Source organism: Oleiharenicola sp. Vm1 (genome assembly GCF_047777955.1).
Lineage (GTDB): Bacteria > Verrucomicrobiota > Verrucomicrobiia > Opitutales > Opitutaceae > Didemnitutus.
The window spans coordinates 75,449-98,404 of sequence record NZ_CP180537.1; the positions used below are offsets into that span (position 1 = coordinate 75,449).

A 22,956-nucleotide genomic window follows, 5' to 3' on the forward strand; every position below is an offset into this window, starting at 1 on the left:
GGCACGCCGCGCTCATCGTGCCTTCTTCTCCTTCGGCGCAACCGGCTCCGGCCAGCGCACCCAGACGCCGAGGTGATTGCCGACCGGACGCCACTCGCCGTCGCTGGGCTGGTTGGTGAGCAACGTGCCGTCGGCACGCTTCAGGAAGAACGACGTCGAGCCGCCGCCGTCGAGGGCCACGGCGTCGTGCGCCCCGAGCTCGAGCATGAGATCCGCCATCTCCGGCAGCGTCGCGCCGACGCTGGCGCCGGGCCGGCGCCCGTCGACCGTAAGCAGGATCAGCGTGCGGCCGTCGGCGGTGACGCCCGCGGCGGTGCGCGGGTGGCGGACCTGGGGCGCGACGCGCGCGGTGGCGCCGCGGTTGCGACCGGCCTCGACGAGGAGCGTGCCGGGTTGCTTGCCGTCGTCGGTCGGGCCCATCCCCGCGACGGCGCAGACGACGCCCTCGAGGTCGGCGGCGGTGGCGTAGGCGACGCGCGCGCGGCCGGCGTAGACGAGCAGCGCGGGATCGCCGCGACCGTGGATGACGCGCGGCGGCGAGACGAGGCCGTGCGCACCCTGGCTCAGGCCGCGGATGTCCGAGGCCGCGCCGGTGGTGTAGCGGACCTTGTCCTCGCCGGGACCGGGCTTGGGGTTGATCATGGCGAAGAAGCTGGCGTTGATCGCGAGCGTGGCCTCTTGGGCCCGCGCCCACTCGTTCACCGGGAGCAGCTTCACCTCCGTGCCGGCGGGATCGCCGGCGGCCGGCGTCAGCGGCTCGGTGGCGCCGACGCGCACGGCCGGATCGTCGAGATGAACCTTGGCCCACAGGCCGCGCAGGGGTCCGGCGGCGGTCTGCGTCTCGATCGCCCCGAAGACGAGAGGCTCGCCGGCGCGGACGCACGGCAGCGCGAGAGCCAGCAGGACGAGGAGGCGGAGGGCGTTACGGGCGGCCATGGTTGGCGAGGATCAGGGTGAGGTCGTCGATTTCCTGCCAGGCGCGGCGTCCGCCGGCGGGCACGTGACGGTTGAGCATGAAGCTGAAGACGACGCGCTCGCCGGTGCCGAGGGTCGCGTAGCCGGAAAGCGAGGCGGCCCAACGCAGGCCGCCGGTCTTGGCGCGGACGTTGTTCTCGGCCGGCGTCCCCTTCAGGCGGCGGTGCAGCGAGCCGTCGACGCCGGCGATGGGCAGCGAGGCGAGGAAGGCGTCGGCTTCGCGGTGCCGGGCCATGAAGGCCAGCAGGCGCGCCGTGGCGTCGGCGGTGGTGAGGTTGTTGCGGGAGAGGCCGGAGCCCTCCTCGAAGATGAGGTCGTGCGGCGCGATGCCGACCTCGGCCGCGAATTCCTTCAGCGCCTCGAGCGCGAGCTCGTCGCTGCGGCGGTCGGCGGGCGTCTTCGCGTCGCGGCGCAGCTCGCCGAGGTGGCCGAAGATCAGGTCGGTCTCGAGATTCTGCGACGGCTTCATGAAACCGGCGACGAGGTCGCGCAGCGGCGGCGAGACGATCTCGCCGAGCGGCACGGCGGCGCGCGCCGGCGGCTCGGGCCAGACGGCGCTGCGCGCCTGGCCGTCGACGCGGATGCCGGCGCGCTCGAGCGCGGCCTTGAGGGCGACGGCGAACCACTGCGCCGGGCGCGGCACCGGCGCCTCGGTCGCGGCGGATTTCGCGTCGACCGCCACGCCGCCGACGATCTCCACGACGGTCGTGCCGGCGGCGCGGCGGGTCTCGACCGTCGCGGTGGCGCCGGCCGCGAGCGTGCGGGTGTGGTTGACGAAGGTCAGGCCCGACAGCGGCTCGAGCACCTCGAACGCGCCGGGCTCGCCGGGCGCCGCGCCGGGCGTGACGCGCAGCGTGACGAAGTTGTCGAGCAGGGTGATGCCCGAGATCTCGGCGCCGTAGTCGTAATTCATGTCGTCGACCGTCCAGCCGGCGCCGTCGGGCGGCTGGCGCAGCCAGGTGCCGTCGGCCACCACGTCGCCGCGGATGCGCTTCACGCCGGCGCGCTGGAGCTGGGCGACGAACGGCGCGAAGACCGACCAGAACTCCGGCTTCTTTTCCCGGGCGCCCCAGCTCGGGTCGCCGCGGCCCGCGACCACGAGGTCGCCCGGCAACTCGCCCGCCGGCGTGACGGCGGCGGTGGCGAGCAGCGGCGTGCGGATGCGGTAGTCGGCGCCGAGGCGCGCGAGCGCGAGCGCGCCGGTGTAGAGCTTGGAGTTCGAGGCGGGGCTCAGGCGCAGGTGCGGCTGGTGCGCGAAGAGCGTCTGGCCGCGGTCGAGCGAGATGACTTCCACGCCCCACATCGCGCCGTCGAAGCGCGGCTGCGCGAGGTAGGCGGACATTTCCTCGGCCAGCGGGGCGGCGCGCAGCAGCGCGGAACCGGTGAACGCGAGCAGCACGAGCAGCAGACGGGGTAAGGGCGTCATCGCGCGCGCACTCAGCCAGAGCGCCGCGCGCGAGGCAACGCCGGAGCTTCGGCCGTTCGGCTAGGGCGGTGTGACTTGCCTGAGGGAAGGCGCCGCGCTGTGCTCTGCGACCGTGAGTTCCCCCGCGCTGGTCCGCGATCTGACGTTCTCCCCGCTCGATATCCCGCTCTTCGTGCCGTTCGGCATCTCCGGAGGCGCGCAACCGGCCGCCAACAACGTGCTGGCCCGGGTCGAACTCGCCGACGGCACCGTCGGCTACGGCGAGGCCGCGCCGCTGCCGCCCTACAACGGCGAGACCCAGGCCGACGCGCTGCGCGCGCTCGCCGCGATGCGCGCGGCCGTGATCGACCGCGATGCGGCCGACTGGCTCGCCGTGGCCCGCTGGGCGCGCGACGCCGGCGGCGCGGCTTGCGGCTCCGCCCAGTGCGCCTTCGAGATGGCGCTGCTCGACGCGCTCACCCGCCAGCGCGGCCAGCCGCTCTGGCAGTTTTTCGGCGGCGCCGGCACGGAGCTGGAGACCGACATGACCGTGACGACCGGCACCGCCTCGCAGGCGGCGGAGGACGCGCGCGCGATCCGCCGGCGCGGCATACGGCAGATCAAGGTCAAGGTCGGCGGCCCCAAGGGCGCGCTGCACGACCTCGAGCGCGTCGGTGCGATCGCCGCCGCCGCGCCCGACGCCCCCTCATTCTCGACGGCAACGCCGGCATCGCGCGCGAGCACGCCCGCGAACTCGTCCGGGGCCTGCGCGCCGCGCAGATCACGCCGGCCCTGCTCGAGCAATGGCTGCCGAAGGACGACCTGAACGGCATGCGCGCCCTCCGCGAGGACTGCGGCTGGCCGGTCGCGGCCGACGAGGCGGCCTGCTCGGGCGAGGATGTCGCCCGCATCGCCGACGCCCGCGCCGCCGACGTCGTGAACATCAAGTTGATGAAGGCCGGCGTGGCCGCGGCGCTCGACATCGTGCGCGTCGCGCGCGAGCGCGGCCTCGGCCTGATGATCGGCGGCAACGTCGAGTCGATCCTCGCGATGACCTTCTCCGCCTGCTTCGCCTGCGGGCTCGGCGGCTTCCAGTTCGCGGACCTCGACACCCCGTGGTTCCTGGCGGAAAACCCGTTCGAGGGCGGCTACCGCGCCACCGGCGGCCGGCTGTCCGTCGCGCACATCACGGCGGGGCATGGCGTAGTTCCCCGCCACAAATGAGGCTCGCCCGCGGCGCGATTTCCGGAATCTTGCCCGGCATGAATCGACTCGGCGTGTGGCTGGTGGCGGCGGGACTGGCAGTGCTGGCGCGCGGCGCCGACTACGACGTGATCATCGCCGGGGGCCGCGTCGTCGACGGCACGGGCGCACCGGCTCGCGCGGCCGACGTCGCGATCAAGGACGGCAAGATCGCGCAGATCGGGGCGATCACGGGCACCGCCACGACCCGCCTCGACGCGCACGGACTGGTGGTCGCGCCGGGCTTCATCGACGTGCACACGCACTCGGACGACCTGGTCGAGAAGCTGCCGCGATCGGAGCATTTTCTCCGCATGGGCGTGACGAGCATCGTCGTGGGCAACTGCGGCGGCTCGAAGCTGGACATCGGCGCGTTCTTCCGGGGCATCGACGAGCAGCACGTCTCGCCGAACGTCGCGACCTTCATCGGCCACAACACGGTGCGCGAGGCGGCGATGCACGGCATCTTCGACCGGCCGCCGACGGAGACGGAGCTGGCGGAGATGAAGCGGCTCGTCGACCGCGCGATGCGGGACGGCGCGGTCGGCCTCTCCACCGGATTGATCTACCTGCCCGGCACGTTCGCGAAGACGGAGGAGATCGTGGAGCTCGCCAAGGTGACGTCGCCCTACGGCGGCATCTACGCCAGCCACATGCGCAGCGAGAGCGGGAAGATCCTCGAGGCGATCGAGGAGGTGCTGCGCATCGCGCGCGAGGCGCATGTGCGCGCGGAGGTGTCGCACATCAAGCTTTCCGGCGAGAATTCCTGGGGGCGCACCGCCGCGGTGCTGGCCCTGCTGGACCGGGCGCGCGCCGAGGGCATCGACGTCTGCCAGGATCAATACGCCTACACCGCCTCGAGCACGAGGATGCGCCAGCTGATCCCCGACGAGGCGTTCGACGGCGGCACGGCCACGTTCAACGCCATCCTCGCCGACCCGCAGCGCAAGGCCGACCTGGTGGCGAAGATGAAGCGCAACATCCTCGGCCGCGGCCGCCTGGACTACGCCTACGCGGTCGTGGCGTCGTTCCGCGGCGACGGCACGCTCAACGGCATGAACATCGTCGAGGCGGCGAAGAAGCTGCGCGGCTCCGACTCGCTGGACGACCAGATCGAGGTGATCCTCGAGATCGAGCGCCGCGGCGGCGCGCAGGGCGTGTTCCACGGCATCGCCGAGAACGACCTGCAGGTGTTCATGAAGCACCCGATGACGATGATCGCCTCGGACAGCGGCGAGCGCGTCTTCGGCGAGGGCGTCCCCCACCCGCGCGGCTACGGCAACAACGCCCGCGTGCTGGGCCGCTACGTGCGCGAGCTGCACGTGCTCACGCTCGAGGACGCCGTGCGCAAGATGACCAGCCTGCCGGCGGAGCATTTCCAGCTGACCGGCCGCGGCGTGCTGCAGGCCGGCAACTGGGCCGACGTGACGGTTTTCGACCCGGAGAAGATCGGCGATCCGTCGACCTACAAGGATCCGCACCACTACGCGGTCGGCGTGCCCTACGTGCTCGTCAACGGCGTGCTCGTGATCCGCGACGGCGAGCACACCGGCGCGCGGCCCGGTCAGGCGCTGCGGCACACGCCGCCGGCCCCGGTGCCGCATTGATCAGCCGGGGAGCGCCCGCGCGAGCTGCCGCAGCAGCGCCGCCAGCATCTCCGGGTAGGTGACCGGATCGCCGCGGCTGATCGCGCCTCCCATGTAGAGCGCCAGCAGCAGGACGTTCGCCGTGACGCCCAGCCCGATGAGCGCGCGCACGGCGCGGCCCGCGCGCGCGGCCTGCGCCCAGAGCAGTCCCCACCCGGCCATGGCGAAGAGCGTGGCGCCCTCGAACGAGCGGTTGCCGAACGAGGAGCCCCACCACCAGCACCACCACGAGGCGTTGACGTAGGCGACGACGGCGAGCGACACGAGCCAGGTCCGGGGCAGGCGGCCGCGGAGGACGGCGACGATAAACGCCGCGATGCCGACGAGGAGCAGCGGGTGCCAGTAGAACCAGCCGTGTTGCGGGGAGAAGAACGTCTCCACGAGGTGGGGATGCGCGAAGTCGAACGGCTCGCTGTCGTAGGTGTCGAAGCGCCAGCTGCCGTGGAGCCGGCGTTGCGCGAGCAGCTGGAGGGCGACGAGCGCGAGCGTCGGCCCGACCGCCCACGGCAGCCGGCGGAGCGCCGTCGCCCGCGTCTCCCGCGCGACCAGCAGGCGGCCGAGCACGCCGGCCGGAAAGAGCAGATACGGAGCGCAGATCGGCCGCGTGATCAGCAGCAGGCCCGCGCTCGCGCCGCCGAGGATCCAGGCGGCGCGGCCCGCCGGCGCCTTTTCCGCGGCCAGGGTGCGGTCGTAGAGCAGCGCGACGAGGGTGAAGGCGAGGCCGTGCGGCATGCTGATGCGCGCGGTCTGGTAGTAGAGCAGCGGGCCGGCCAGCCAGCCGACGAGCACGCCGACCGTGGCCGCCCCGGCGTCGAGGTAGTGCGCGAGCACGCGGCGGGCGGCGAGCAGCCCGAGCACCGCGTAGCCGACGTGCCCGAGCCAGATGACGATGAAATAGACCGGCTGCCAGCCGTCGGCCGGGCCGCTGGTGGCGAGGGCGAGCGCATGGGCGACGAGGAAGAACGGCAGCGTGGCGACCGCCCAGCCGACCGGGTATTTGTTGCGCACGCGCCCGAGGGGCGTGAGCGGCTCGGCCTGGGCGCGGACGCGCGCGGGGTCGTCGATCGTGGATGCGCGCTGGAGGTCGTTGCGGAAGTCGAGGTCGCCGTCGACGACCGCGGAGCGCACCCAGAAATAGTAGAAGCTGTCGTCCGTGCCCTGGAGCATCAGCCGCGGCGGCGAGCGGAAAAACATGTCCCAGCCCTGGTAGAGCGACGCCAGCGCCCCGAGGACGACGGCGGCAACAAGCAGGGCGCGGGGCATGGCGGAGCGATTCAGGCGCGCCGCGCGGCGTTTGCAATCTTGCGCCCGCGCCGGACCGCGGCCGGCGGAGGCCCCCAAAGAAAAGCGCGGCGTGAAGCCGCGCTGGGGGGACCGGGCAGCGGAGGCGCTCAGCGCTTGCGGCGCTTGAGGGCGAGCTGCACGCCGGAGTAGCGGACGAGGTTCTGCAGGTGTTCGAGCTCCTGCGGGTCGAGCGCCTTGGCCTCGGCGAGCTGCTGCTCGGCGCGCTTCATCGCGGCCTCGACCGCGTTCTCGTCGATCTTCTCCTCGGTGATGGCGTTCTCGGCCAGCACGCGGACGGAGTCGCCCTCGATCTGGGCGAAGCCGCCGCTGACGGCGAGGAACTGCGTCTCCGCCCCCTTCGCCACGCGCAGTTCGCCGGAGGCGACCTGCGTGAGCAGCGGGATGTGGCCGGGGAGGATGCCGATCTCGCCCTCGACCGTCGGGATGACGACGGAGTCGATGGTGTCGGTGTAGACCTTCGCTTCCGGGGTGACGATTTCGAGTGTGAGAGACATCGGATCAGAGTTGCCCGCGAACGAACGCGAATCAGCGCGAATGGATGAGATTGGCGAAAATTCGGGTGCTTCGCGGGCGAGGGATTATTTCTTGCCCGCGGCGGCGAGGACTTCGTCGATGCCGCCCTTCATGTAGAAGTCGGTTTCGGCGACGTCGTCGAGCTGGCCGTCGAGGATCATCTTGAAGCCGCGGACCGTCTCCTTGACGGGGACGTATTTGCCCGGCGTGCCGGTGAAGACTTCGGCGACGGCGAACGGCTGCGAGAGGAAGCGCTGGATCTTGCGGGCGCGGTAGACGGTGAGCTTGTCCTCGGGGGAGAGCTCATCGAGACCGAGAATCGCGATGATGTCCTGCAGGTCCTTGTAGCGCTGGAGGACGCGCTGGACCTCGCGAGCGACCTTGTAGTGCTCGTCGCCGACGACGTCGGCCTGGAGGGCCTTCGAGACGGAGGCGAGCGGGTCGACCGCGGGATAGATGCCGAGCTCGGCGATCGAGCGCTCGAGCACGATGGTGGAGTCGAGGTGCGCGAAGGTGTTCGCCGGGGCCGGGTCGGTCAGGTCGTCCGCGGGCACGTAGACGGCCTGCACGGAGGTGATGGAGCCCTTCTTGGTCGAGGCGATGCGCTCCTGGAGAATGCCCATCTCGTTCGAGAGCGTCGGCTGGTAACCGACGGCCGAGGGCGAGCGGCCGAGGAGCGCGGACACCTCGGAGCCGGCCTGCGAGAAGCGGAAGATGTTATCGATGAAGAGGAGCACGTCCTGGTTCTTCTCGTCGCGGAAGTATTCCGCCATCGCGAGCGCCGAGAGGGCGACGCGCATACGGGCGCCCGGGGGCTCGTTCATCTGGCCGTAGACGAGCGCGACCTTGGACTTGGACATGTCCTTCTGGTTGATGACGCCCGCATCGGACATTTCGTGGTAGAGGTCGTTGCCCTCGCGGGAGCGCTCACCGACGCCGGCGAACACGGAGTAGCCGCCGTGCGCCTTGGCGATGTTGTTGATGAGTTCGAGAATGACGACCGTCTTGCCGACGCCCGCGCCGCCGAACGCGCCGGCCTTGCCGCCCTTCACGAACGGGCAGATGAGGTCGATGACCTTGATGCCGGTCTCGAGGATCGTGGCCTTGACGTCCTGGTCGACGAGCAGCGGGGCCGGGCGGTGAATCGGGTAGGTCTTGGTGTAGGTGACCGGGCCCTTCTCGTCGACCGGCTTGCCGGTGACGTCGAAGATGCGGCCGAGCACGCCCTCGCCGACGGGCACCGAGATCGGCGCGCCGGTGTCGACGACCGGCATGCCGCGCACGAGGCCCTCGGAGGACGACATCGCGATGGTGCGCACGAGGCCTTCGCCCAGGTGCTGCTGCACCTCGAGCGTGAGGTGCTCCTTCTTGCCGGCGGCGGTGAAGTCGACCGTGAGCGCCTGGTAGATGGGCGGCACGGAGTTCTCGGCGAACTGCACGTCGACGACGGCGCCGATGACTTGGACGATTTTGCCTTGGTTGCTCATGACGAAACGATGGGCGGGGTGGTTTGGTTAAAGGATCAGGAGGCGGCCGAGAACTGGGCGGCGGCGATCTCGAGGATTTCCTGCGTGATGCCGGCCTGGCGGGCCTTGTTGTATTCGAGAGTGAGGTCGCCGAGGAGCTTGGTGGCGTTGTCCTTGGCGGTCTTCATCGCGACCATGCGCGCGCTGTGCTCGGAGGCCTTGGCGCTGAGCATGAGCTGGTAGACGTAGCGGTTGACGTAGAACGGCAGCAGGGCCTCGAGGACGGACTGCGCGCTCGGCTCGAAGAGCATGTCGCGCTCGTCGTGCTTCGGGGTGTGGCCGGTCTCGCTGCGCAGGTGGTCGACGAAGTCGCGGACGTTCGTGAGCGGGAGCAGCGGGCGGAGCGTGGGCTCCTGGACCAGCGTGTTCTTGAAGCGCGGGTAGATGACCTCGATGGTGTCGATGACGCCTTCGAGATACTGCTGCATCATGAACTCGATGACGGGCTTCACCTCGGCGAAGCCGACGCGGTCGCTGACGGTGAAGTCGGCCACGAGGTCCTTCTTGGCGCGGCCGAGGAACTGGGCGCCCTTGCGGCCGATGGCGACGAACTTCGCCGGGCCCTTCACGTCGAGGACGAGCTTGAAGAGGTTGGCGTTGAGCGGGCCGGCGAGGCCCTTGTCCGTCGTGATGAGGAGAATGCCGCGGGTCTTGACCTCGCGCTTCACGAGGAAGGGGTGGAGCGACTCGTCGACGCGGCCGGCGAGCGCGGCCAGCATGTCGGCCATGAGCTGCGCGTAGGGGCGGCCGGCCATCGCGGCCTGCTGCGCCTTCTTCATCTTCGACGCGGCGACAAGCTCCATCGCCTTCGTGATCTGGCGGGTGTTCTTGACCGACTTGATGCGTCGGCGGATGTCGCGGGTGGAGGCCATCGAGATTTACGATTTAAGATTTACGATGGACGATTTGGCGGAGCGGTGAGCGGTGACGAATTCGACGCGGCGAGGCGATTTTCGTAATTCGTAAATCGTCCTTCGTAATTTATTTCGCGGCGAAGGTGGATTTCCACTCGTCGCACGCGGCCTTGAGGCCGGCTTCGATCTCGGCGTCGAGGGCGGCCTTGGTGCGGATGGTGGTGAGGAGGGCGTCCTTGCGCGTGGTGAGGAACTCGCGGAGCGAGTTCGCGGCGGCGACGATGTTCTTCACCTCGATGGCCTCGAAGTAATTCTTCTGCAGCGCCCAGAGGACGGAGGCCTGGACCTCGATCGAGATCGGGTTGAGCTGCGGCTGCTTGAAGAGCTCGACGATGCGGGAGCCGCGGTCGAGGGTGGCCTTGGTCTTGGCGTCGAGGTCGGAGCCGAACTGGGCGAAGGCCGCGAGTTCGCGGAACTGGGCGAGCTCGCCCTTGAGTTTGCCGCCGACCTGCTTGGTGACCTTGATCTGCGCGGCGGAACCGACGCGCGAGACGGAGAGACCGACGGACACCGCGGGGCGGATGCCCTGGTTGAAGAGGTCGGTCTCGAGGAAGATCTGGCCGTCGGTGATCGAGATGACGTTGGTCGGGATGTAGGCCGAGACGTCGCCCGCCTGGGTCTCGATGATCGGGAGCGCGGTGAGCGAGCCCTTGCCGGCGAGGCGCGCGGCGCGCTCGAGGAGGCGGCTGTGGAGATAGAACACGTCGCCCGGATACGCTTCGCGGCCGGAGGGGCGCTTCAGGATGAGCGAGATCTGGCGGTAGGCGACGGCGTGCTTGGAGAGGTCGTCGTAAACGATCAGCGCATCCATGCCGTTTTCCATGAACCACTCGCCCATGGCGGCGCCGGAGAAGGGCGCGAGGTATTGGTTGGCGGGGTTGTCAGCGGCGGGCGCGGCGACGATGACGGTGAACTGCAGCGCGTCGGCGGCCTCGAGGGCGGCGATGGTGCGCGCGATGTTCGACTGCTTCTGGCCGACGGCGACGTAGATCGAGTAGACGGGGCGGAAGTCCTTGTTGCCCGACGCGAGGCCGACCTTGTTGATGCGGGCCTGGTTGATGATCGTGTCGATGCAGATGGTGGTCTTGCCGGTGCCGCGGTCGCCGATGATGAGCTCGCGCTGGCCGCGGCCGATCGGGATCATGGAGTCGATCGCCATGATGCCGGTGAAGAGCGGCTGCGAAACGGACTTACGGACGATGATGCCGGGGGCGATCTTTTCGACGGGATAAAATTCCTTGGCGTCGATCGGGCCCTTGCCGTCGACGGGGCGGCCGAGGGCGTCGACCACGCGGCCGAGGAGGGCCTTGCCGACGGGGACGGAGAGGAGCTTGCCGGTGGTGGAGACCTCGTCGCCTTCCTTGAGCGCGGAGACGTCGCCGAGCACGACGCAGCCGACCTCGTCTTCTTCGAGGTTGAGCGCGATGCCGATGGCGCCACCGGGGAACTGCACCATCTCGTTATACATCACGTCGGAGAGGCCCTCGATCTTGGCCACGCCGTCGGCGACGGTGCGAATGTTGCCGGTGTTCTTCTTGACCGCCTTGGAGGAAAGCTTGGCGATCTGTTGTTCGATTTGTTCGATGACGTTGCTCATCGGGATGTGGTTTTAAAGTGCGGTGGGGTTAGACGGAGGCGGAAAGGGCGGCGAGCTGGCCGGCGACGGACGACTCGTAGAGGTCGGAGCCGACGCGGACGCGGAGGCCGGCGAGGAGCGCGGCGTTGGGCTTGGCGACGGCGGTGACCTTGCGGGAATACTTCTTCGTCATCGCGGCCTCGATGGCGGCGAGCGTGGCGACGCCGACCGAGCCGGCGTGCTCGACGACGGCGCGGGACTTCGCGACCTCGTTGGCGACGTGGCGGTGGTAAAGCTGGAGCAGCGCGAGCGGGTGGCGCGGCGCGTGTTTCTCGATCCAGCCGAGGACGCCGGCGACGCGGTCGGCGGAAACCTCGCCGTCAACGACGCTCAGCTTGAAGAGCTGCTTGGCGAGGAGCTTGGTTTGCTTGTCGGCGGCCATGGCGTGCGCGGCGGGAAAAACGGATTAGAGCGACGCGAGTTCCTTCGCGGCGGTGTCGTTGTAGGCGGCGCGGTCGGCGTCGGAGAGCTTCTTGGCCAGGACGCGCTCGGTGGTGGTGACGACGAGGCGGGCGATCTCGCCGCGGGCCTCGTTGAGCATTTTCTTGTGCTCGAGCTCGATCGACTGCTGGGCCTTGGCGATGAGGTCGGCGGAGCGCTGGATGGCCTCGGCCTGCTGCTTGTCGACGAATTCCTTCGCGGACTTGCGGGCCTCGTCGACGATCTTCTGGGCGTCGAGCTGGGCGCTCTTGACGATCTGGGCGCTCTCCTGCGCGGCGGCGGCGAGCTTGGCCTGCATCTCCTCGGCATGTTTGAGGCCGCTCTCGATCTTCTTGTTGCGCTCCTCCATCGTCGCGACGGTCGGCTTGATGCCGAAGATGTAGAGGACGGCGAAGAGGATCAGGAAGCTGACCACCTGCATCACGACATACTTCGGCTCGATGCCGAACTTCTCGACGATGGACGCATCGCCGGCGGCGGCGTGCGCAGCTTCGGTGGTGGCGAGGAAGAGGGAGAGCATGGCGGGAGCGGAACGGGAGGCGGGAAAAGGGACTGGCGGCGCGGCGTGCGGCCGGCGCCGCCAGTTAAAGAAGCGGGCTTACTTGGCGAGGAACAGCGCGAGGATGCCGAGACCTTCGGCGAGCGCCATACCGATGATGGCCTGGACGAGGATCTTGCCCGAAGCGCCGGGGTTGCGGCCGACGGACTCCGCGGCCTTGGTGCCGATGAGGCCCACGCCGATGGCGGCGCCGAGCAGACCGAAAGCGCTGGCGATGTTGCCGGTGATTTCAGCGAGGAGGAGGTTCATGGTGGTGTTTTGTTTGGGTTGGTTGGATTGCCGCCGTGCGCACATCGTTGGCACGCTCCCGGCGGGAAAGGCTCAGTGGTGCGCCTCGCCGTGGGCGCCTTCGTGCGCGTGGTCGTGGTCGTCGCCGTGGTTGCAGATCAGGCCCACGTAGACGGCGGAGAGGAGCGTGAAGACCGTCGCCTGGATCAGGCCGACGAGCAGCTCCATGAAGTAGAACACCGGGAAGAAGCCCGTGCCGTGGAGCAGGTTCTCGCCGCCGAAGACGTTGCCAAAGAGACGCACGGAGAGCGTGAAGGGGCGGATGGCGATCGAGAAGACCTCGATGCAGCCGACGACGAGGAACACGAGCGAGAGGATCGGGTAGAGCCAGCCGGGCGTTTCCTTCTTGTCGGCCTTGTTGCCGAAGAGGTCCCAGAGGATGAGCTTCGGGCCGGCGTATTTGAGGATGATGATCAGGTAGGCGCCGAAGGAGATCAGCGCGAGCGCAATGGTGCTGTTGAAGTCCGCCGTGAACGGACGCACGAAGGCGCGCGTCAGGTGGAACTCGCCGTCGACCTCGTGGCCGACACCGACGGTGCCCACGCCCGGGAGCAGGCCGGCCCAGTTCTGGATGAGGATGAAGATGAAAAGCGTGACGAGCAGCGGAAACACCGCGGGGAAGGCCTTCTTGCCCACGATCGGCTCGAACAGGTCGCGCAGCGCCTCGAGGACCGACTCGAACACCGACTGCGCCTTGCCCGGCAGCACCTTCGGGTTGCCCACCGCGTAAAGGATGAGGCCGATGATCACCAGCGAGACGACCCAGCCGGTCATCATGCTGTTGGTAATGCGCCAGCCGCCGCCCAGATCGAACAGCACCGAGGCCTTGGGATCGACACCCTCCGCAAACGCGGCGGTCGTCGCGCCGAGCGCGAGGAGAAGTGCGAGGAATTTTGAGACGATGCGCATGCAGTTCCGAATGGGGTGCCTTCGGGAGGGAAGGAACAGGAAGCTTTTGCCGCGGAGGCCCGTCAACTCCTGAAATTAAATTCATCCGCCCCGGGCAGGGGAATTAGCCGCGCCGTGATTTTCGCCCCGCCGGGCTAATGATGCCTATTAAGACGCGCAGAGAGGGCTTGCGCGCCGCGGGGAGCTCGGCGACTTGTAAAACATGGACGCCGCCAACCGCGACCTGCTCGAGCGCACTGCCCAGCCGCGCTACCCCAACGGCGAGCGCAAGCTCGCGCGCGACCCGTTCATGCAGGCGACCTGGGTGCTGCTGGGGGCGGCTGCCCTGGCCCAGCTAGCTCTACTGCTGGCGCTGGATGTGATGTCCTGACCGCCACGAGCGAGTGATAGCTCGGCGCGCGCGCCTGGAAGACGGTTTCCTGCTCCAGCGGCCACGGCGCCGCCGGATCGCGCCGCCACGTCGGCAGCGTCGCGACCGTGGCCTCGACCTCGCGGAAATACTCCTCGTGGTCCGTGCGGAAATAGAAGCGCGCGCCCTCCCCTGCCCGGCTGGCGATGGCGTTGAAGAAATCCGCCTTCAGCAGCCGGTTCTTGTTGTGCCGCGCCTTGGGCCAGGGATCGGGAAACAGCACCCAGACCTCCTCGAACGTAATGCCCGCCGGCAGCGCGTTGAAGAACTCCCGCGCCTCCGCGCGCACGAAGTGGCAGTTGGCCAGCTGGGCGCGGTCGCGCTTCTTCCCGCTGCGGGCCAGGCGATCGAGGATGATGTCCACGCCGACGCAGAACTTGCCCGGATGCTCCGCCGCGTAGCGCACGAGGAAGTGCCCGTGGCCGCAGCCGACCTCCCACACGATCGCGCGCGGCGCGGGCAGCAGCACCCCGAGCGTGCGCTGGAGCTCGGCGCGGCGCTCCGCCACGCGGGCGAGGAACTCGGGTTTGAAAGTCACGCGCGCAGTCCGGCGCGCGCATTCGCCGGCGGCAAGCGCGAAGCACGGCCGGGACGCCCCGTCCGCACCGCCCCCCGGCTGCACGGGCAGGCAGGAATGCCGTCGTGCTGGCGACGGAAACGGAGCCGTCGCGCACCTCCGGACGGACGCTCGGGCGTGGCGGCGGCCCCCCGGACCCTCGCGGCGCGGAAATCCGTCGGCCGCCCGTGGGCCTACGGCGTCGCGACCGCGCGCGGGAGGCGCACGAAGATCGCGGTGCCCTTCCCCACTTCGCTCTCGGCCCAGACGCGGCCGCCGTGCAGCTGCGCGATGTGCTTTACGATGCTCAAGCCGAGGCCGGTGCCGCCGCTCTCGCGCGAGCGACCCTTTTCCACCCGGTAGAAGCGCTCGAAGATGTGCGGCAGGTCCTCGGCGGGAATGCCGGGACCGGTGTCGCGCACCACCACCTCGACCTCGCCGCCGGCCTCGAGGGCGCGGGCCTCGACGACGATGTTGGCGCCGGGCGGGCAGTATTTGATCGCGTTGTCCAGGAGGTTGCCGAAGAGCTGCGTGAGCTTCTCGGCGTTGCCGGCGACCGCGCCGAGCGCGTGGTCGAGGCGGCACGCGAGCGCGTGGCGCCGGGCGTTCGGGCGCTGCGCGGTGTCGTCGACGAGCGCGGTGAGGAAGGCGCGCAGGTCGATCGGCTCGAAATTCACCCCCGGGGTGGCCGACTCGAGGCGGGAGAGCGTGAGGAGATCGGCGATGATGGCGTTGAGGCGGTCGCTGTGGCGCTGGATCGTGCCGAGGAAACGAGCCCGGTCCTCGTCGGTCATCGTCGCGTGCCCGTCGACGAGGGTTTCGACATAGCCCTTGATGACGCTGAGCGGCGTGCGGAGCTCGTGCGAGGCGTTGGCCACGAAGTCGCGGCGCATGCGCTCGAGGATGCGCTGCTGCGTCATGTCGTGGATGACGAAGAGCGCCCATTGCGACTTGCCGTCGGGCGACGGGATCGGCGCGCCGGAGGCCTCGATCCACGTGGAACCCGCGCCGTGGTTGATCTCGAACTCCTGGCGCGGCAGCGGCTGGCCGGCGCGCGTGGCCCGCACGTAGTCGAGGAACGCGGCGCTGCGGACGATGAGCTCGAGGCGCAGGTTCACGAGGTCGCGCGCGGAGGGGAATATCTCCCGCAGGGCGCGATTGGCCAGGTGGACGTAGTTCGCCTCGTCCACGATCAGCACGGCCTCGCGCAGGTTGCCGAGCGTGGCCTCGAGCTGCGTGAGCTGGTCGCTGCGCTGCTGCTGGAGCGTGGCGTTCTCCGTGATCAGCCGGTTGACGTCCTCGGCGAGGCCGGGCCAATCGGGGAGATGATCGGCGTTACCCTCGGATTTCAGCAGCGGCTGCTGAAAGCGGATCGCCCCGCGCAACTGCTCGAGCAGCCGGTTCTGGCGCAACAGGAGCCGCCCGCAGAACAGGAGCGCAAGGATGAGCGCCGCGAGGACGAGGTAGATCATGCCGAGGGTTTCTTCTCGGCGATGCGGTAACCCACCCCGCGGATCGTTTCAATCCAGTCGGCTTCGGCGCCGAGTTTTTCCCGCAGGCGGCGGACGTGCGTGTCGACGGTGCGCGTCTCGATCTCGGCGGAGTAGTTCCAAACGTTCACGAGCAGGTGTTCGCGCGTTTGCACGCGGCCCTGGCGCTCCATCATGAGCCGGAGGAGCTTGAATTCCGTGGCCGTGAGCTCGACGTGTTCGCCGCCGACGGTCACGCGATGCGTCTCGCCGTCGAGGACGATCGCGCCGATCTGCAGGCGCGCGGCGCTCGGCGGAGGCTGGGAGAGACGGCGGAACATCGCCTCGACGCGCAGCACGAGCTCCTTCGGGCTGAAGGGTTTTGCGAGGTAGTCGTCGGCCCCGCTCTCGAAGCCGTCGATGCGGTCCTGGGGCTCGGTTTTCGCGGTCAGGAAAATGACGGGCACGCGCGCGAGCTTGGGATCGCTGCGAAAGAGCCGGCAGAGCTGGAGGCCGCTCAGGTGCGGCATCATTATGTCTAAAATAGCCAGATCGGGGTGAAAGTGCCGGGCTTTGGCGAGGCTGGCGGTGGCGTCGTTGAGGGTTTCAACGAGGAAGCCGCGGGCGCGGAGGTTGTAGGCCACGAGCTCGGTGACATCGGGCTCGTCGTCGACCACGAGGATCTTCTTTTTCTCCATTGGGCCCGAGTATTGTGACGGACGCGAAACGCTCCAGAGCAATTCCGCGCCGTCACGCGATTGTTACAGCCACGACGAGACGCCCAGCGCACCCCCAAACCTGCACGCGCGGCGACGCTGAAAACGTCCAAGGCCAGGGCGCCTGCGCGATCCACCCGGGCGACGATCCGACGCCAGCAAGCGGGGAGCCCGCGCCTGCGACGGGGCACGCAAGAAAGAGAATCGCTGCGCTTGGAGCGACACGGGCGGCGGGCGTCGGCCCGGCCGCGGCGCCGGGAGAGGGACCGACCTGCGCACCAAGGACTCAGCGGCGCTTCGCCGCGGCGAGCCTGACCATCAGAATACTGATGTCCGCGGGATTCACGCCGCTGATGCGGCTCGCCTGGCCGAGATTGACCGGCCGGAGCTGCTGGAGCTTCTGTGCGCTCTCGCGGCGGAGGCCGGGAATCGCCAGATAGTCGAGGTCCGCGGGGAGGGCGATCGCGTCCACATCCTTGAGTTTCTCGATCTGGCGAAGCTCGCGTTCGAGGTAGCCGCGATAGCGCACCCGATAAAGGACTTCCTCGCGCACGGCGGCGCCCGCCGCTTGCAGATCGGAGGGTAGGGTCAGGGCTGAGTCCGAGCGCCGGATCAGATCGCCCCAGCGTCCGCCTTCGGTGCGATTTTGTTCGAGCCAGGTCACCCAGGATTCAATCGCGATCCGCTTGGCCTCAATCGCGCTCAAACGATTATCCGGTAATAGCTTAAGGCGTCTTGAATGTTTGTTTAAACGCAGCTCGGCGCTGCCGTGATTCAGCAGGAGGCGATACTCCGCCCGGCTGGTGAACATGCGATACGGCTCGCTCGTGCCCTTGGTCACCAAATCGTCGATCAGCACACCCGTGTAGGCCTCGTGCCGCCCCAGCACGAGCGGCGGCTCTCCCCTGACCTTCTGCACGGCGTTGATGCCCGCGATGAGACCCTGGCACCCGGCTTCCTCGTAGCCCGAGGTTCCGTTGATCTGGCCAGCCAGGAACAGGTTTTCCACCTTGCGGGACTCCAGGGAGGGAAACAGCTGCTGCGGCGGGGCAAAGTCGTATTCCACCGCGTAGGCCGGGCGCAGCAGCTCCGCCCGCTCCAGACCCGGGATGCTGTGCACCAACTGGAGCTGCACCTCGAGCGGCAGGCTCGTGGAGAGGCCGTTGATGTAATACTCGTTCGTGTTTCGCCCCTCCGGCTCCAGGTAGAGCATGTGGCGCGGTTTATCGGCAAAGCGGACGATCTTGTCCTCGATGCTCGGGCAATACCGCGGCCCCGTTCCCACAATCTCGCCGGAATACATGGCCGACTTGTGGAGGTTGCTGCGGACGATCTCCGCCGACTCCGGAGTCGTGTAAGTGATCCAGCACGAAACCTGGTCGGCCCCCGGCTGCCACCCGAGCTTCCGTTCGCCGCGTTGTTCCACGTGGAACAGCTCCGCATCGCCCCGGGTGTCGTGAAACGCAAAGAACGTCGGTTGCGCATCGCCCCGCTGCTCCTGCAAGGCCGAGAAGTCGATGCTCCGGCCCAGGATCCTCGGCGGCGTGCCGGTCTTGAGTCGCTGCAGTTCGATGCCGGCCGCCTGCAGGCTGGACGAAAGGGTCTTGGCGCTGAAATCGCCGAGCCGGCCGCCTTCGTTCTTGTTCTGCCCGACGTGCATCAATCCCCGCAGGAAGGTGCCGGTGGTCACGACGACCGTTCGGCCGCGAAAATCGATATCCAGATTCGTCCGGCAACCCACCACCCGTCCGCCTTCGAAGATCAGGCCGGTGACCGTCGCCTGGAACAGGCGGAGATTCGGCTGCAGCTCCAAGGTGTGCTTCATCCGAAACTGGTAGGCCTTCTTGTCGCATTGCGCGCGCGGCGACTGGACCGCCGGTCCCTTCGATTCGTTCAGCAGGCGGAACTGTATTCCCGTCACGTCGGTGTTGATCGCCATCTCGCCACCGAGGGCATCGATCTCGCGCACCAGCTGCCCCTTGGCCTGGCCGCCGATGGCGGGATTACAGCTCATCTGGGCAATCGTGTCGATGTTGCCAGTCAGCAGCAGGGTGGAGGCCCCGCGCCGTGCCGCGATCAGACAGGCCTCCACGCCGGCATGCCCCGCACCGCAGACAATCACATCGTAAACTCGATCCTGCATGATTTATTTCAATATTAAATCTATTTCCCGATGCAGAAACTGGAGAACAACACGTCGAGCATCCGCTCGTTGTCGACGCGCCCGGCGATCTCTCCGTAGGCCGCCAATGCGTCGCGCAAGTGACTCGCCACCAATTCGCTGCTCAATTCCACTCGCAACCCGGCGAGCGCCGCCTCCACTGCCGCCTCGGCACGCTGGAGCGCGTCGGCATGCCGCGCATTGATCGCGACCCAATCCTCGCCCACCTCGGTGCGGAACGACTCCGCCCGGGCTTCGAGCGCCACGATCAAGGTCTCGATGCCATCGCCCCGCAAGGCCGAGACCGCCACCGGATTCAGCGCGTTCGCCGGCGGCTGCCGCCCGGGCGCCAGATCGACCTTGTTGAATACCGTGATCGTGTTGGCCGCCGACAGGCGATCGCGCAGGTGCGAGGGCAGGGGAGCGAGCACATCGGCCGTCGCGTCCACCACCCACAGGAAAAGGTCCGCCTCGCCCGCTTGCTCGAGGGTCTTCTCGATTCCCCGCCGTTCGAGGGCACCCGGCGTCGCGTTCAGTCCCGCCGTATCCACCAGTCGCAGCGCATGCTGCCCGACCGCAACGGTTTCCTCGATGTAGTCGCGCGTCGTGCCGGGTTCCGGGCTCACCAGCGCACGCTCGCGGCCGACCAACCGATTCAGCAAGCTGCTCTTCCCGGCATTCGGCTCACCGATGATCACCGTCCGGATACCTTCGCGCAGGATCTGTCCGTAGTGATTCGTCGCCGCCAGGCGCTGCGTCTTGGCCCGCAATTCCTTCAACTGCCGCTCCAGGGCCTCTCGATTCTCCGCCGGCAGATCCTCGTCCGGAAAATCGATATAGGCTTCGATCATAGCCAAACTATTCAACAACAAGGCAATAAGCTCATCCATCCGCCGGCCGAGCGCGCCGCGGAGCTGCCGATTGGCCGCCGCCAGCGCCCGCTCGCTGCGAGCATGAATCAGGTCCATCACCGCCTCCGCCTGGCTGAGGTCGATCCGACCACTCAGAAAAGCCCGCTTGGTGAATTCCCCCGCCTCCGCCCCGCGACAGCCGCGGGCCAGCAAATCCTCGAGGATTCTCTGCGCGATGAACGGATTCCCGTGGCTCGAAATCTCCAGCGTGTCCTCGCCCGTGTAGGAATTGGGTCCGGCAAAGAAGGTGAACACCACGTCATCCACCAACTCCCCCCGCCCATCCCGGTAATCCGCATGCCGCGCCACCCGCGGCTCGGGCAGCTCGCCGAAGATCGCCCGCGTCAACGCCGCCACCTCCGGACCGCTCGCGCGCAGGACCGCGATCGCCGCCGTCCCGGCGGGCGTCGCCAGCGCTGCGATCGTGTCGTGGAGGGAACCCATCGCGCCACCGAAAGGCAGACCGCCGCCCGACGCAAAGGAAACACGCCGCCTCAGGCGCCGCGCGCCGGCGCCCCGCCGAAAAGCGCGGCCACCTTCCGCGCCCGATAATCGAAAATCCGTTCGAGTTGCCGCCGCACCCACAGCCGCTCCGCGAGCCACCCCAGCGGCCCCCAGCCGATCTCGTAGGTCACGCGATCCGTCATGCGCACGCCCCCGGGCGCGGCCGCGAAATGATGCTCGTGATACCAGAGCCGGTAGGGCCCGAGGCGCTGCTCGTCGACGAAGTAGCTGCCCTCGCGGAGGTGCCGGATCTCCGTCAGCCAGCGCAGCCACACGCCCGCGAGCGGCGAGATGCGATACTCGATCAGCAGCCCCGGATACATTTTCTCCGGCACCTGGCTCACGATGCGAAACCGCAGATCCGGCGGCGTCAGCTCGTCGAGGTTCCGCGGCGTGGCGAAAAACTCCCACACCCGCTCGGGCGCGGCGGGGATGAATTGTTCACGGAGCAGTTGGGCGCACATCGCGCGGAGCCTAGCCAACAACGCCGCGCGCGCAAAATCCCTTCGCTTTGACGAAGTTTCCCGCGACCGCTACCCTCCGCCGCGATGACCGCGCCCCTCGTCCGCGCCGTGCAGCGCGCCTATCCCCAGATCTACCTCGCGTGCCACGTCGACCACGTCCGCACCAGGTCCAACCGCCACCACCTCTCCGCCCACGACTCCACGCTGCTCGTCCACCTCGACGAGCAGCGCGGCACCCTCGCCGGCGACCTCGCGCGCCATCTCGGCGTCGCCGCGTCCACACTCTCCGCCTCACTCGCACGCCTCGAGAGGCTCGGTCACCTCACGCGCACGCCCGCGCGCCGTGACCGCCGCCGGATCGAGCTCCGGCTCACGCCGCAGGGCGCCGAGGCGATGGCCGACACATCCGTGCTCGACCGCCGGCGCGTCGCCGCGGTCCTCGGACAGCTTTCCCCGCGCGAACAGCGGCGTGCCGTCGCCGGTCTCGCGTTGCTCGCGCGCGCGGCGCTCGAATTCCAGGCCCGCGCCCCGCGCCGCAAACGCTGGTGATCATGAAAATCCTCCTCCTCGTCCTCGCCTCCCTCGCGCTCCTCGTCGCGCTCGCCTGGCTGGTCGGCGCACTGCTGCCGCGCGCGCACACCGCCACGCGCAGCCTCGTGATCCGCCAGCCCGCCGCGGTGCTGTTCGACACCGCCCGCGATTTCGCGCGCCATCCGGACTGGCGCCGCGACATCAGCGCGGTGGAAATCCTTCCGGCCGACGGCGCGCTCGCCCGCCATCGCGAAACGTCATCCCACGGGGCGATCACCTACGCATTGCGCGAGGCCACGCCGCCGCACCGGCTCGTGACGGAGATCGCCGACCCCGCGCTGCCGTTCGGCGGCCGGTGGACGGTGGAGTTCGCGCCGATGGACGGGGGCGGCACGCGCGTGCGCCTCACGGAGGCCGGCTTCGTGCGGCCGGCGCTGTTCCGTTTTCTCGCGCGCTTCGTGTTCGGTCACACGCGCACGATGGAGAGCTACCTGCGCCAGCTGGCGGCGAAATTCGGCGAGGCGCCGCCGGTCGAGCCGTGAACGCCCGCGGGCGCGTCAGGGCTTCGGCCAATCGAGCGGCGGCTTCGGCGGGGTGAGTCCGGGACCGAGATCGACCTTCACCTTCGCCGGGGCGTCCGGCTTCGGCTCGGAGATGGGCGGCGGGGTCGCCGGGCGCGCACCGGCGGTCGTGTAGCGCGGGACGGCCTGCACGCGTTTCCCGGCATCGCCCAGCAGCGCGCTCAATTCGGCGGCGCGCCGCTCGGCCGCGGCGACGTCGGCGGGGCGCTTCGCGAGGTGCTGGCGCGTGCGCGCGACCGCATCGGAGGCGGCGCCGCTCTTCTCCGCCACGATCAGCCAGGCGAGGCCCTCGACGTAGTCGCGTTTCACGCCGCGTCCGCTCACCAGCATCGCGCCGATGTTGTGCTGCGCCTCGGGGACGCACTGACGCGCGGCCTGCGCGTAGTAGTCCAGCGCGAGCTCGAGATCCTTCGGGCCGCCGACGCCGTCGTAGTGCAGCTTGCCCAGCCGGAACATCGCCTCGGCCACGCCGCCGCGCGCCGCGCGGTCGAGCCAGTCGCGCGCCGCGCCGGGATCGGCGGCGAGACCGTCGCCGTTGAGCAGGCGGTCGCCGAGCTCGAAGCACGCCTGCGGATCGCCTTGCGCGGCGAAGCGCCGGAGTTGCTCGACGTTCTTCCACTTCGGCCCCTTCAAGACGAGCTGTGGCGGCGCATCATCCGCCGGCGACGCCGCCTGGGGCGGAGCCGCCGGGAGCGACAGGGTCGTGCCCGCGATCAGAGCGGACAGAAAGCGAAGGGGCGTGGACATGGGAAAGAGGGAGGCTGCGCGCAGGCGCTCAGGGATTGGGCAGCGCGGAGCGCACGGGGCGGTAGAGGATCGTCACGCGCGCGACGAGCCAGCCGCGCCCGCGCGTCTCGATCCACTCCTGGCGCTCGCCGTATTTCACCTTCCAGCGCGTGCGCGCGCCGGTGGCGTCGGTCTCGCCGCGCACCATCGTCTGCGTGAGCGTCACCTCGGCGCGCGAATCGTGGAATTCGATGCGATCGATGTGCGTGTCGAGCGACTCGATCTGGATCTCGGCCAAGAGCTTCTTCGTGCGCTCGAGGTAGCCCGCGCGGTCGAAGGTCTGACCGTCGGGCGTGTCGAAGCGCCAGTCCGGCGTGCCGAACTCGACGATGCCGTCCGCGCGGCGGGCGAGGATCGCCTCGCGGATCGACGCGAGGCGGGCCCGGATCTGGTTTTCCGCCGCGCCCTGGCTGCAACCGGAAAAGGCCGCGGCCAGCAGGGCGATCCCGAGAAACAGCAGGAGCGTCCGGGCCGTGAGGTTCATGCGAACATCATCGGCGCGACGCCCC

Annotated in this window: 24 protein-coding genes; 5 read left to right on the plus strand and 19 right to left on the minus strand. The window is 69.0% G+C overall.

The window, feature by feature from the left end; translation table 11 throughout:
• Positions 1–12 precede the first annotated feature (12 nt).
• Entirely contained in the window at positions 13–936 is a 924-nt protein-coding gene (locus tag ACMYLB_RS01140; protein WP_415909156.1) for a phosphodiester glycosidase family protein, read from the minus strand.
• Positions 923–2,401 carry a D-alanyl-D-alanine carboxypeptidase/D-alanyl-D-alanine-endopeptidase gene (dacB, locus tag ACMYLB_RS01145; RefSeq protein WP_415909157.1) on the minus strand — a complete coding sequence of 493 codons (1,479 nt, stop codon included), beginning with the start codon at positions 2,399–2,401 and terminating at the stop codon, positions 923–925. Before dacB ends, ACMYLB_RS01140 begins: the two co-directional genes overlap by 14 nt.
• Before the next feature lie 112 nt (positions 2,402–2,513).
• Here dacB and ACMYLB_RS01150 point away from each other — a divergent pair, with 112 nt between their 5' ends.
• From ACMYLB_RS01150 to ACMYLB_RS01160, 3 genes are read left to right on the plus strand one after another with little or no spacing between them, the layout of a single operon-like run.
• Positions 2,514–3,206 (plus strand): hypothetical protein, encoded by a 693-nt coding sequence (locus ACMYLB_RS01150; protein ID WP_415909158.1) that lies wholly within the window; start codon positions 2,514–2,516, stop codon positions 3,204–3,206.
• Positions 3,110–3,604 (plus strand): enolase C-terminal domain-like protein, encoded by a 495-nt coding sequence (locus tag ACMYLB_RS01155; protein WP_415911134.1) that lies wholly within the window; start codon positions 3,110–3,112, stop codon positions 3,602–3,604. The genes ACMYLB_RS01150 and ACMYLB_RS01155 overlap by 97 nt, the downstream gene beginning before the upstream one ends.
• Before the next feature lie 38 nt (positions 3,605–3,642).
• The gene (locus ACMYLB_RS01160) at positions 3,643–5,229 is read left to right on the plus strand and encodes an N-acyl-D-amino-acid deacylase family protein (protein WP_415909159.1); all 1,587 of its coding nucleotides are present in this window, start codon (positions 3,643–3,645) and stop codon (positions 5,227–5,229) included.
• On the opposite strand, the gene ACMYLB_RS01165 is transcribed toward ACMYLB_RS01160, so the two are convergent.
• The 15 genes from ACMYLB_RS01165 to ACMYLB_RS01235 form a co-directional block, all read right to left on the minus strand.
• Complete coding sequence (locus ACMYLB_RS01165; RefSeq protein WP_415909160.1) at positions 5,230–6,531, minus strand: hypothetical protein; 1,302 nt, start codon at positions 6,529–6,531, stop codon at positions 5,230–5,232.
• Positions 6,532–6,659: 128 nt separating this feature from the next.
• Positions 6,660–7,067, minus strand: a complete 408-nt coding sequence (atpC, locus tag ACMYLB_RS01170; protein ID WP_415909161.1) for an ATP synthase F1 subunit epsilon — start codon at positions 7,065–7,067, stop codon at positions 6,660–6,662.
• An 84-nt stretch (positions 7,068–7,151) separates the two neighbouring features.
• Positions 7,152–8,573, minus strand: coding sequence for a F0F1 ATP synthase subunit beta (gene atpD / locus ACMYLB_RS01175; protein ID WP_415909162.1), 1,422 nt, complete (start codon positions 8,571–8,573; stop codon positions 7,152–7,154).
• Positions 8,574–8,608: 35 nt separating this feature from the next.
• On the minus strand, positions 8,609–9,484 hold the full coding sequence (atpG, locus tag ACMYLB_RS01180) for an ATP synthase F1 subunit gamma (protein ID WP_415909163.1): 876 nt from the start codon (positions 9,482–9,484) through the stop codon (positions 8,609–8,611).
• A gap of 109 nt (positions 9,485–9,593) precedes the next feature.
• Entirely contained in the window at positions 9,594–11,123 is a 1,530-nt protein-coding gene (gene atpA, locus ACMYLB_RS01185) for a F0F1 ATP synthase subunit alpha (RefSeq protein ID WP_415909164.1), read from the minus strand.
• Between the two features lie 28 nt (positions 11,124–11,151).
• Positions 11,152–11,544: a F0F1 ATP synthase subunit delta gene (locus tag ACMYLB_RS01190; protein WP_415909165.1), complete on the minus strand. Its 393-nt coding sequence runs from the start codon at positions 11,542–11,544 to the stop codon at positions 11,152–11,154.
• Between the two features lie 24 nt (positions 11,545–11,568).
• The gene (gene atpF / locus ACMYLB_RS01195; RefSeq protein ID WP_415909166.1) at positions 11,569–12,123 is read right to left on the minus strand and encodes a F0F1 ATP synthase subunit B; all 555 of its coding nucleotides are present in this window, start codon (positions 12,121–12,123) and stop codon (positions 11,569–11,571) included.
• A 78-nt stretch (positions 12,124–12,201) separates the two neighbouring features.
• A complete protein-coding gene (locus ACMYLB_RS01200) occupies positions 12,202–12,411 on the minus strand; it encodes an ATP synthase F0 subunit C (protein ID WP_415909167.1) in 210 nt (69 codons plus the stop codon).
• A 72-nt stretch (positions 12,412–12,483) separates the two neighbouring features.
• On the minus strand, positions 12,484–13,359 hold the full coding sequence (locus tag ACMYLB_RS01205) for a F0F1 ATP synthase subunit A (RefSeq protein WP_415909168.1): 876 nt from the start codon (positions 13,357–13,359) through the stop codon (positions 12,484–12,486).
• Between the two features lie 287 nt (positions 13,360–13,646).
• Complete coding sequence (trmB, locus tag ACMYLB_RS01210) at positions 13,647–14,306, minus strand: tRNA (guanine(46)-N(7))-methyltransferase TrmB (RefSeq protein WP_415909169.1); 660 nt, start codon at positions 14,304–14,306, stop codon at positions 13,647–13,649.
• A gap of 212 nt (positions 14,307–14,518) precedes the next feature.
• A complete protein-coding gene (locus ACMYLB_RS01215) occupies positions 14,519–15,796 on the minus strand; it encodes a sensor histidine kinase (protein WP_415909170.1) in 1,278 nt (425 codons plus the stop codon).
• A complete protein-coding gene (locus tag ACMYLB_RS01220; RefSeq protein WP_415909171.1) occupies positions 15,793–16,491 on the minus strand; it encodes a response regulator in 699 nt (232 codons plus the stop codon). The genes ACMYLB_RS01215 and ACMYLB_RS01220 overlap by 4 nt, the downstream gene beginning before the upstream one ends.
• A gap of 304 nt (positions 16,492–16,795) precedes the next feature.
• Positions 16,796–18,652 carry a tRNA uridine-5-carboxymethylaminomethyl(34) synthesis enzyme MnmG gene (mnmG, locus tag ACMYLB_RS01225; protein ID WP_415909172.1) on the minus strand — a complete coding sequence of 619 codons (1,857 nt, stop codon included), beginning with the start codon at positions 18,650–18,652 and terminating at the stop codon, positions 16,796–16,798.
• 20 nt (positions 18,653–18,672) lie between these two features.
• The gene (gene mnmE / locus ACMYLB_RS01230; protein ID WP_415909173.1) at positions 18,673–20,025 is read right to left on the minus strand and encodes a tRNA uridine-5-carboxymethylaminomethyl(34) synthesis GTPase MnmE; all 1,353 of its coding nucleotides are present in this window, start codon (positions 20,023–20,025) and stop codon (positions 18,673–18,675) included.
• 50 nt (positions 20,026–20,075) lie between these two features.
• Complete coding sequence (locus ACMYLB_RS01235; RefSeq protein ID WP_415909174.1) at positions 20,076–20,549, minus strand: SRPBCC family protein; 474 nt, start codon at positions 20,547–20,549, stop codon at positions 20,076–20,078.
• An 84-nt stretch (positions 20,550–20,633) separates the two neighbouring features.
• On the opposite strand from ACMYLB_RS01235, the gene ACMYLB_RS01240 reads away from it, so the two are divergent.
• Both ACMYLB_RS01240 and ACMYLB_RS01245 read left to right on the plus strand, forming a co-directional pair.
• Complete coding sequence (locus tag ACMYLB_RS01240; RefSeq protein WP_415909175.1) at positions 20,634–21,098, plus strand: MarR family winged helix-turn-helix transcriptional regulator; 465 nt, start codon at positions 20,634–20,636, stop codon at positions 21,096–21,098.
• Between the two features lie 2 nt (positions 21,099–21,100).
• On the plus strand, positions 21,101–21,622 hold the full coding sequence (locus ACMYLB_RS01245; protein WP_415909176.1) for an SRPBCC family protein: 522 nt from the start codon (positions 21,101–21,103) through the stop codon (positions 21,620–21,622).
• Positions 21,623–21,637: 15 nt separating this feature from the next.
• Here the strand turns inward: ACMYLB_RS01245 and ACMYLB_RS01250 are convergent, their stop codons facing one another.
• A complete protein-coding gene (locus tag ACMYLB_RS01250; RefSeq protein ID WP_415909177.1) occupies positions 21,638–22,408 on the minus strand; it encodes a tetratricopeptide repeat protein in 771 nt (256 codons plus the stop codon).
• A gap of 28 nt (positions 22,409–22,436) precedes the next feature.
• On the minus strand, positions 22,437–22,931 hold the full coding sequence (locus tag ACMYLB_RS01255) for a hypothetical protein (RefSeq protein ID WP_415909178.1): 495 nt from the start codon (positions 22,929–22,931) through the stop codon (positions 22,437–22,439).
• Positions 22,932–22,956 lie beyond the last annotated feature (25 nt).

What these genes read in the sequence shown, in the direction of transcription:
- ACMYLB_RS01140 (WP_415909156.1), bottom strand. Translation starts at nt 936, where the DNA reads ATGGCCGCCCGTAACGCCCTCCGCCTCCTCGTCCTGCTGGCTCTCGCG.
- dacB (WP_415909157.1), bottom strand. Translation starts at nt 2,401, where the DNA reads ATGACGCCCTTACCCCGTCTGCTGCTCGTGCTGCTCGCGTTCACCGGT.
- ACMYLB_RS01160 (WP_415909159.1), top strand. Translation starts at nt 3,643, where the DNA reads ATGAATCGACTCGGCGTGTGGCTGGTGGCGGCGGGACTGGCAGTGCTG.
- ACMYLB_RS01165 (WP_415909160.1), bottom strand. Translation starts at nt 6,531, where the DNA reads ATGCCCCGCGCCCTGCTTGTTGCCGCCGTCGTCCTCGGGGCGCTGGCG.
- atpC (WP_415909161.1), bottom strand. Translation starts at nt 7,067, where the DNA reads ATGTCTCTCACACTCGAAATCGTCACCCCGGAAGCGAAGGTCTACACC.
- atpD (WP_415909162.1), bottom strand. Translation starts at nt 8,573, where the DNA reads ATGAGCAACCAAGGCAAAATCGTCCAAGTCATCGGCGCCGTCGTCGAC.
- atpG (WP_415909163.1), bottom strand. Translation starts at nt 9,484, where the DNA reads ATGGCCTCCACCCGCGACATCCGCCGACGCATCAAGTCGGTCAAGAAC.
- atpA (WP_415909164.1), bottom strand. Translation starts at nt 11,123, where the DNA reads ATGAGCAACGTCATCGAACAAATCGAACAACAGATCGCCAAGCTTTCC.
- ACMYLB_RS01190 (WP_415909165.1), bottom strand. Translation starts at nt 11,544, where the DNA reads ATGGCCGCCGACAAGCAAACCAAGCTCCTCGCCAAGCAGCTCTTCAAG.
- atpF (WP_415909166.1), bottom strand. Translation starts at nt 12,123, where the DNA reads ATGCTCTCCCTCTTCCTCGCCACCACCGAAGCTGCGCACGCCGCCGCC.
- ACMYLB_RS01200 (WP_415909167.1), bottom strand. Translation starts at nt 12,411, where the DNA reads ATGAACCTCCTCCTCGCTGAAATCACCGGCAACATCGCCAGCGCTTTC.
- ACMYLB_RS01205 (WP_415909168.1), bottom strand. Translation starts at nt 13,359, where the DNA reads ATGCGCATCGTCTCAAAATTCCTCGCACTTCTCCTCGCGCTCGGCGCG.
- ACMYLB_RS01215 (WP_415909170.1), bottom strand. Translation starts at nt 15,796, where the DNA reads ATGATCTACCTCGTCCTCGCGGCGCTCATCCTTGCGCTCCTGTTCTGC.
- ACMYLB_RS01220 (WP_415909171.1), bottom strand. Translation starts at nt 16,491, where the DNA reads ATGGAGAAAAAGAAGATCCTCGTGGTCGACGACGAGCCCGATGTCACC.
- mnmG (WP_415909172.1), bottom strand. Translation starts at nt 18,652, where the DNA reads ATGCAGGATCGAGTTTACGATGTGATTGTCTGCGGTGCGGGGCATGCC.
- mnmE (WP_415909173.1), bottom strand. Translation starts at nt 20,025, where the DNA reads ATGGGTTCCCTCCACGACACGATCGCAGCGCTGGCGACGCCCGCCGGG.
- ACMYLB_RS01235 (WP_415909174.1), bottom strand. Translation starts at nt 20,549, where the DNA reads ATGTGCGCCCAACTGCTCCGTGAACAATTCATCCCCGCCGCGCCCGAG.
- ACMYLB_RS01240 (WP_415909175.1), top strand. Translation starts at nt 20,634, where the DNA reads ATGACCGCGCCCCTCGTCCGCGCCGTGCAGCGCGCCTATCCCCAGATC.
- ACMYLB_RS01245 (WP_415909176.1), top strand. Translation starts at nt 21,101, where the DNA reads ATGAAAATCCTCCTCCTCGTCCTCGCCTCCCTCGCGCTCCTCGTCGCG.
- ACMYLB_RS01250 (WP_415909177.1), bottom strand. Translation starts at nt 22,408, where the DNA reads ATGTCCACGCCCCTTCGCTTTCTGTCCGCTCTGATCGCGGGCACGACC.
- ACMYLB_RS01255 (WP_415909178.1), bottom strand. Translation starts at nt 22,931, where the DNA reads ATGAACCTCACGGCCCGGACGCTCCTGCTGTTTCTCGGGATCGCCCTG.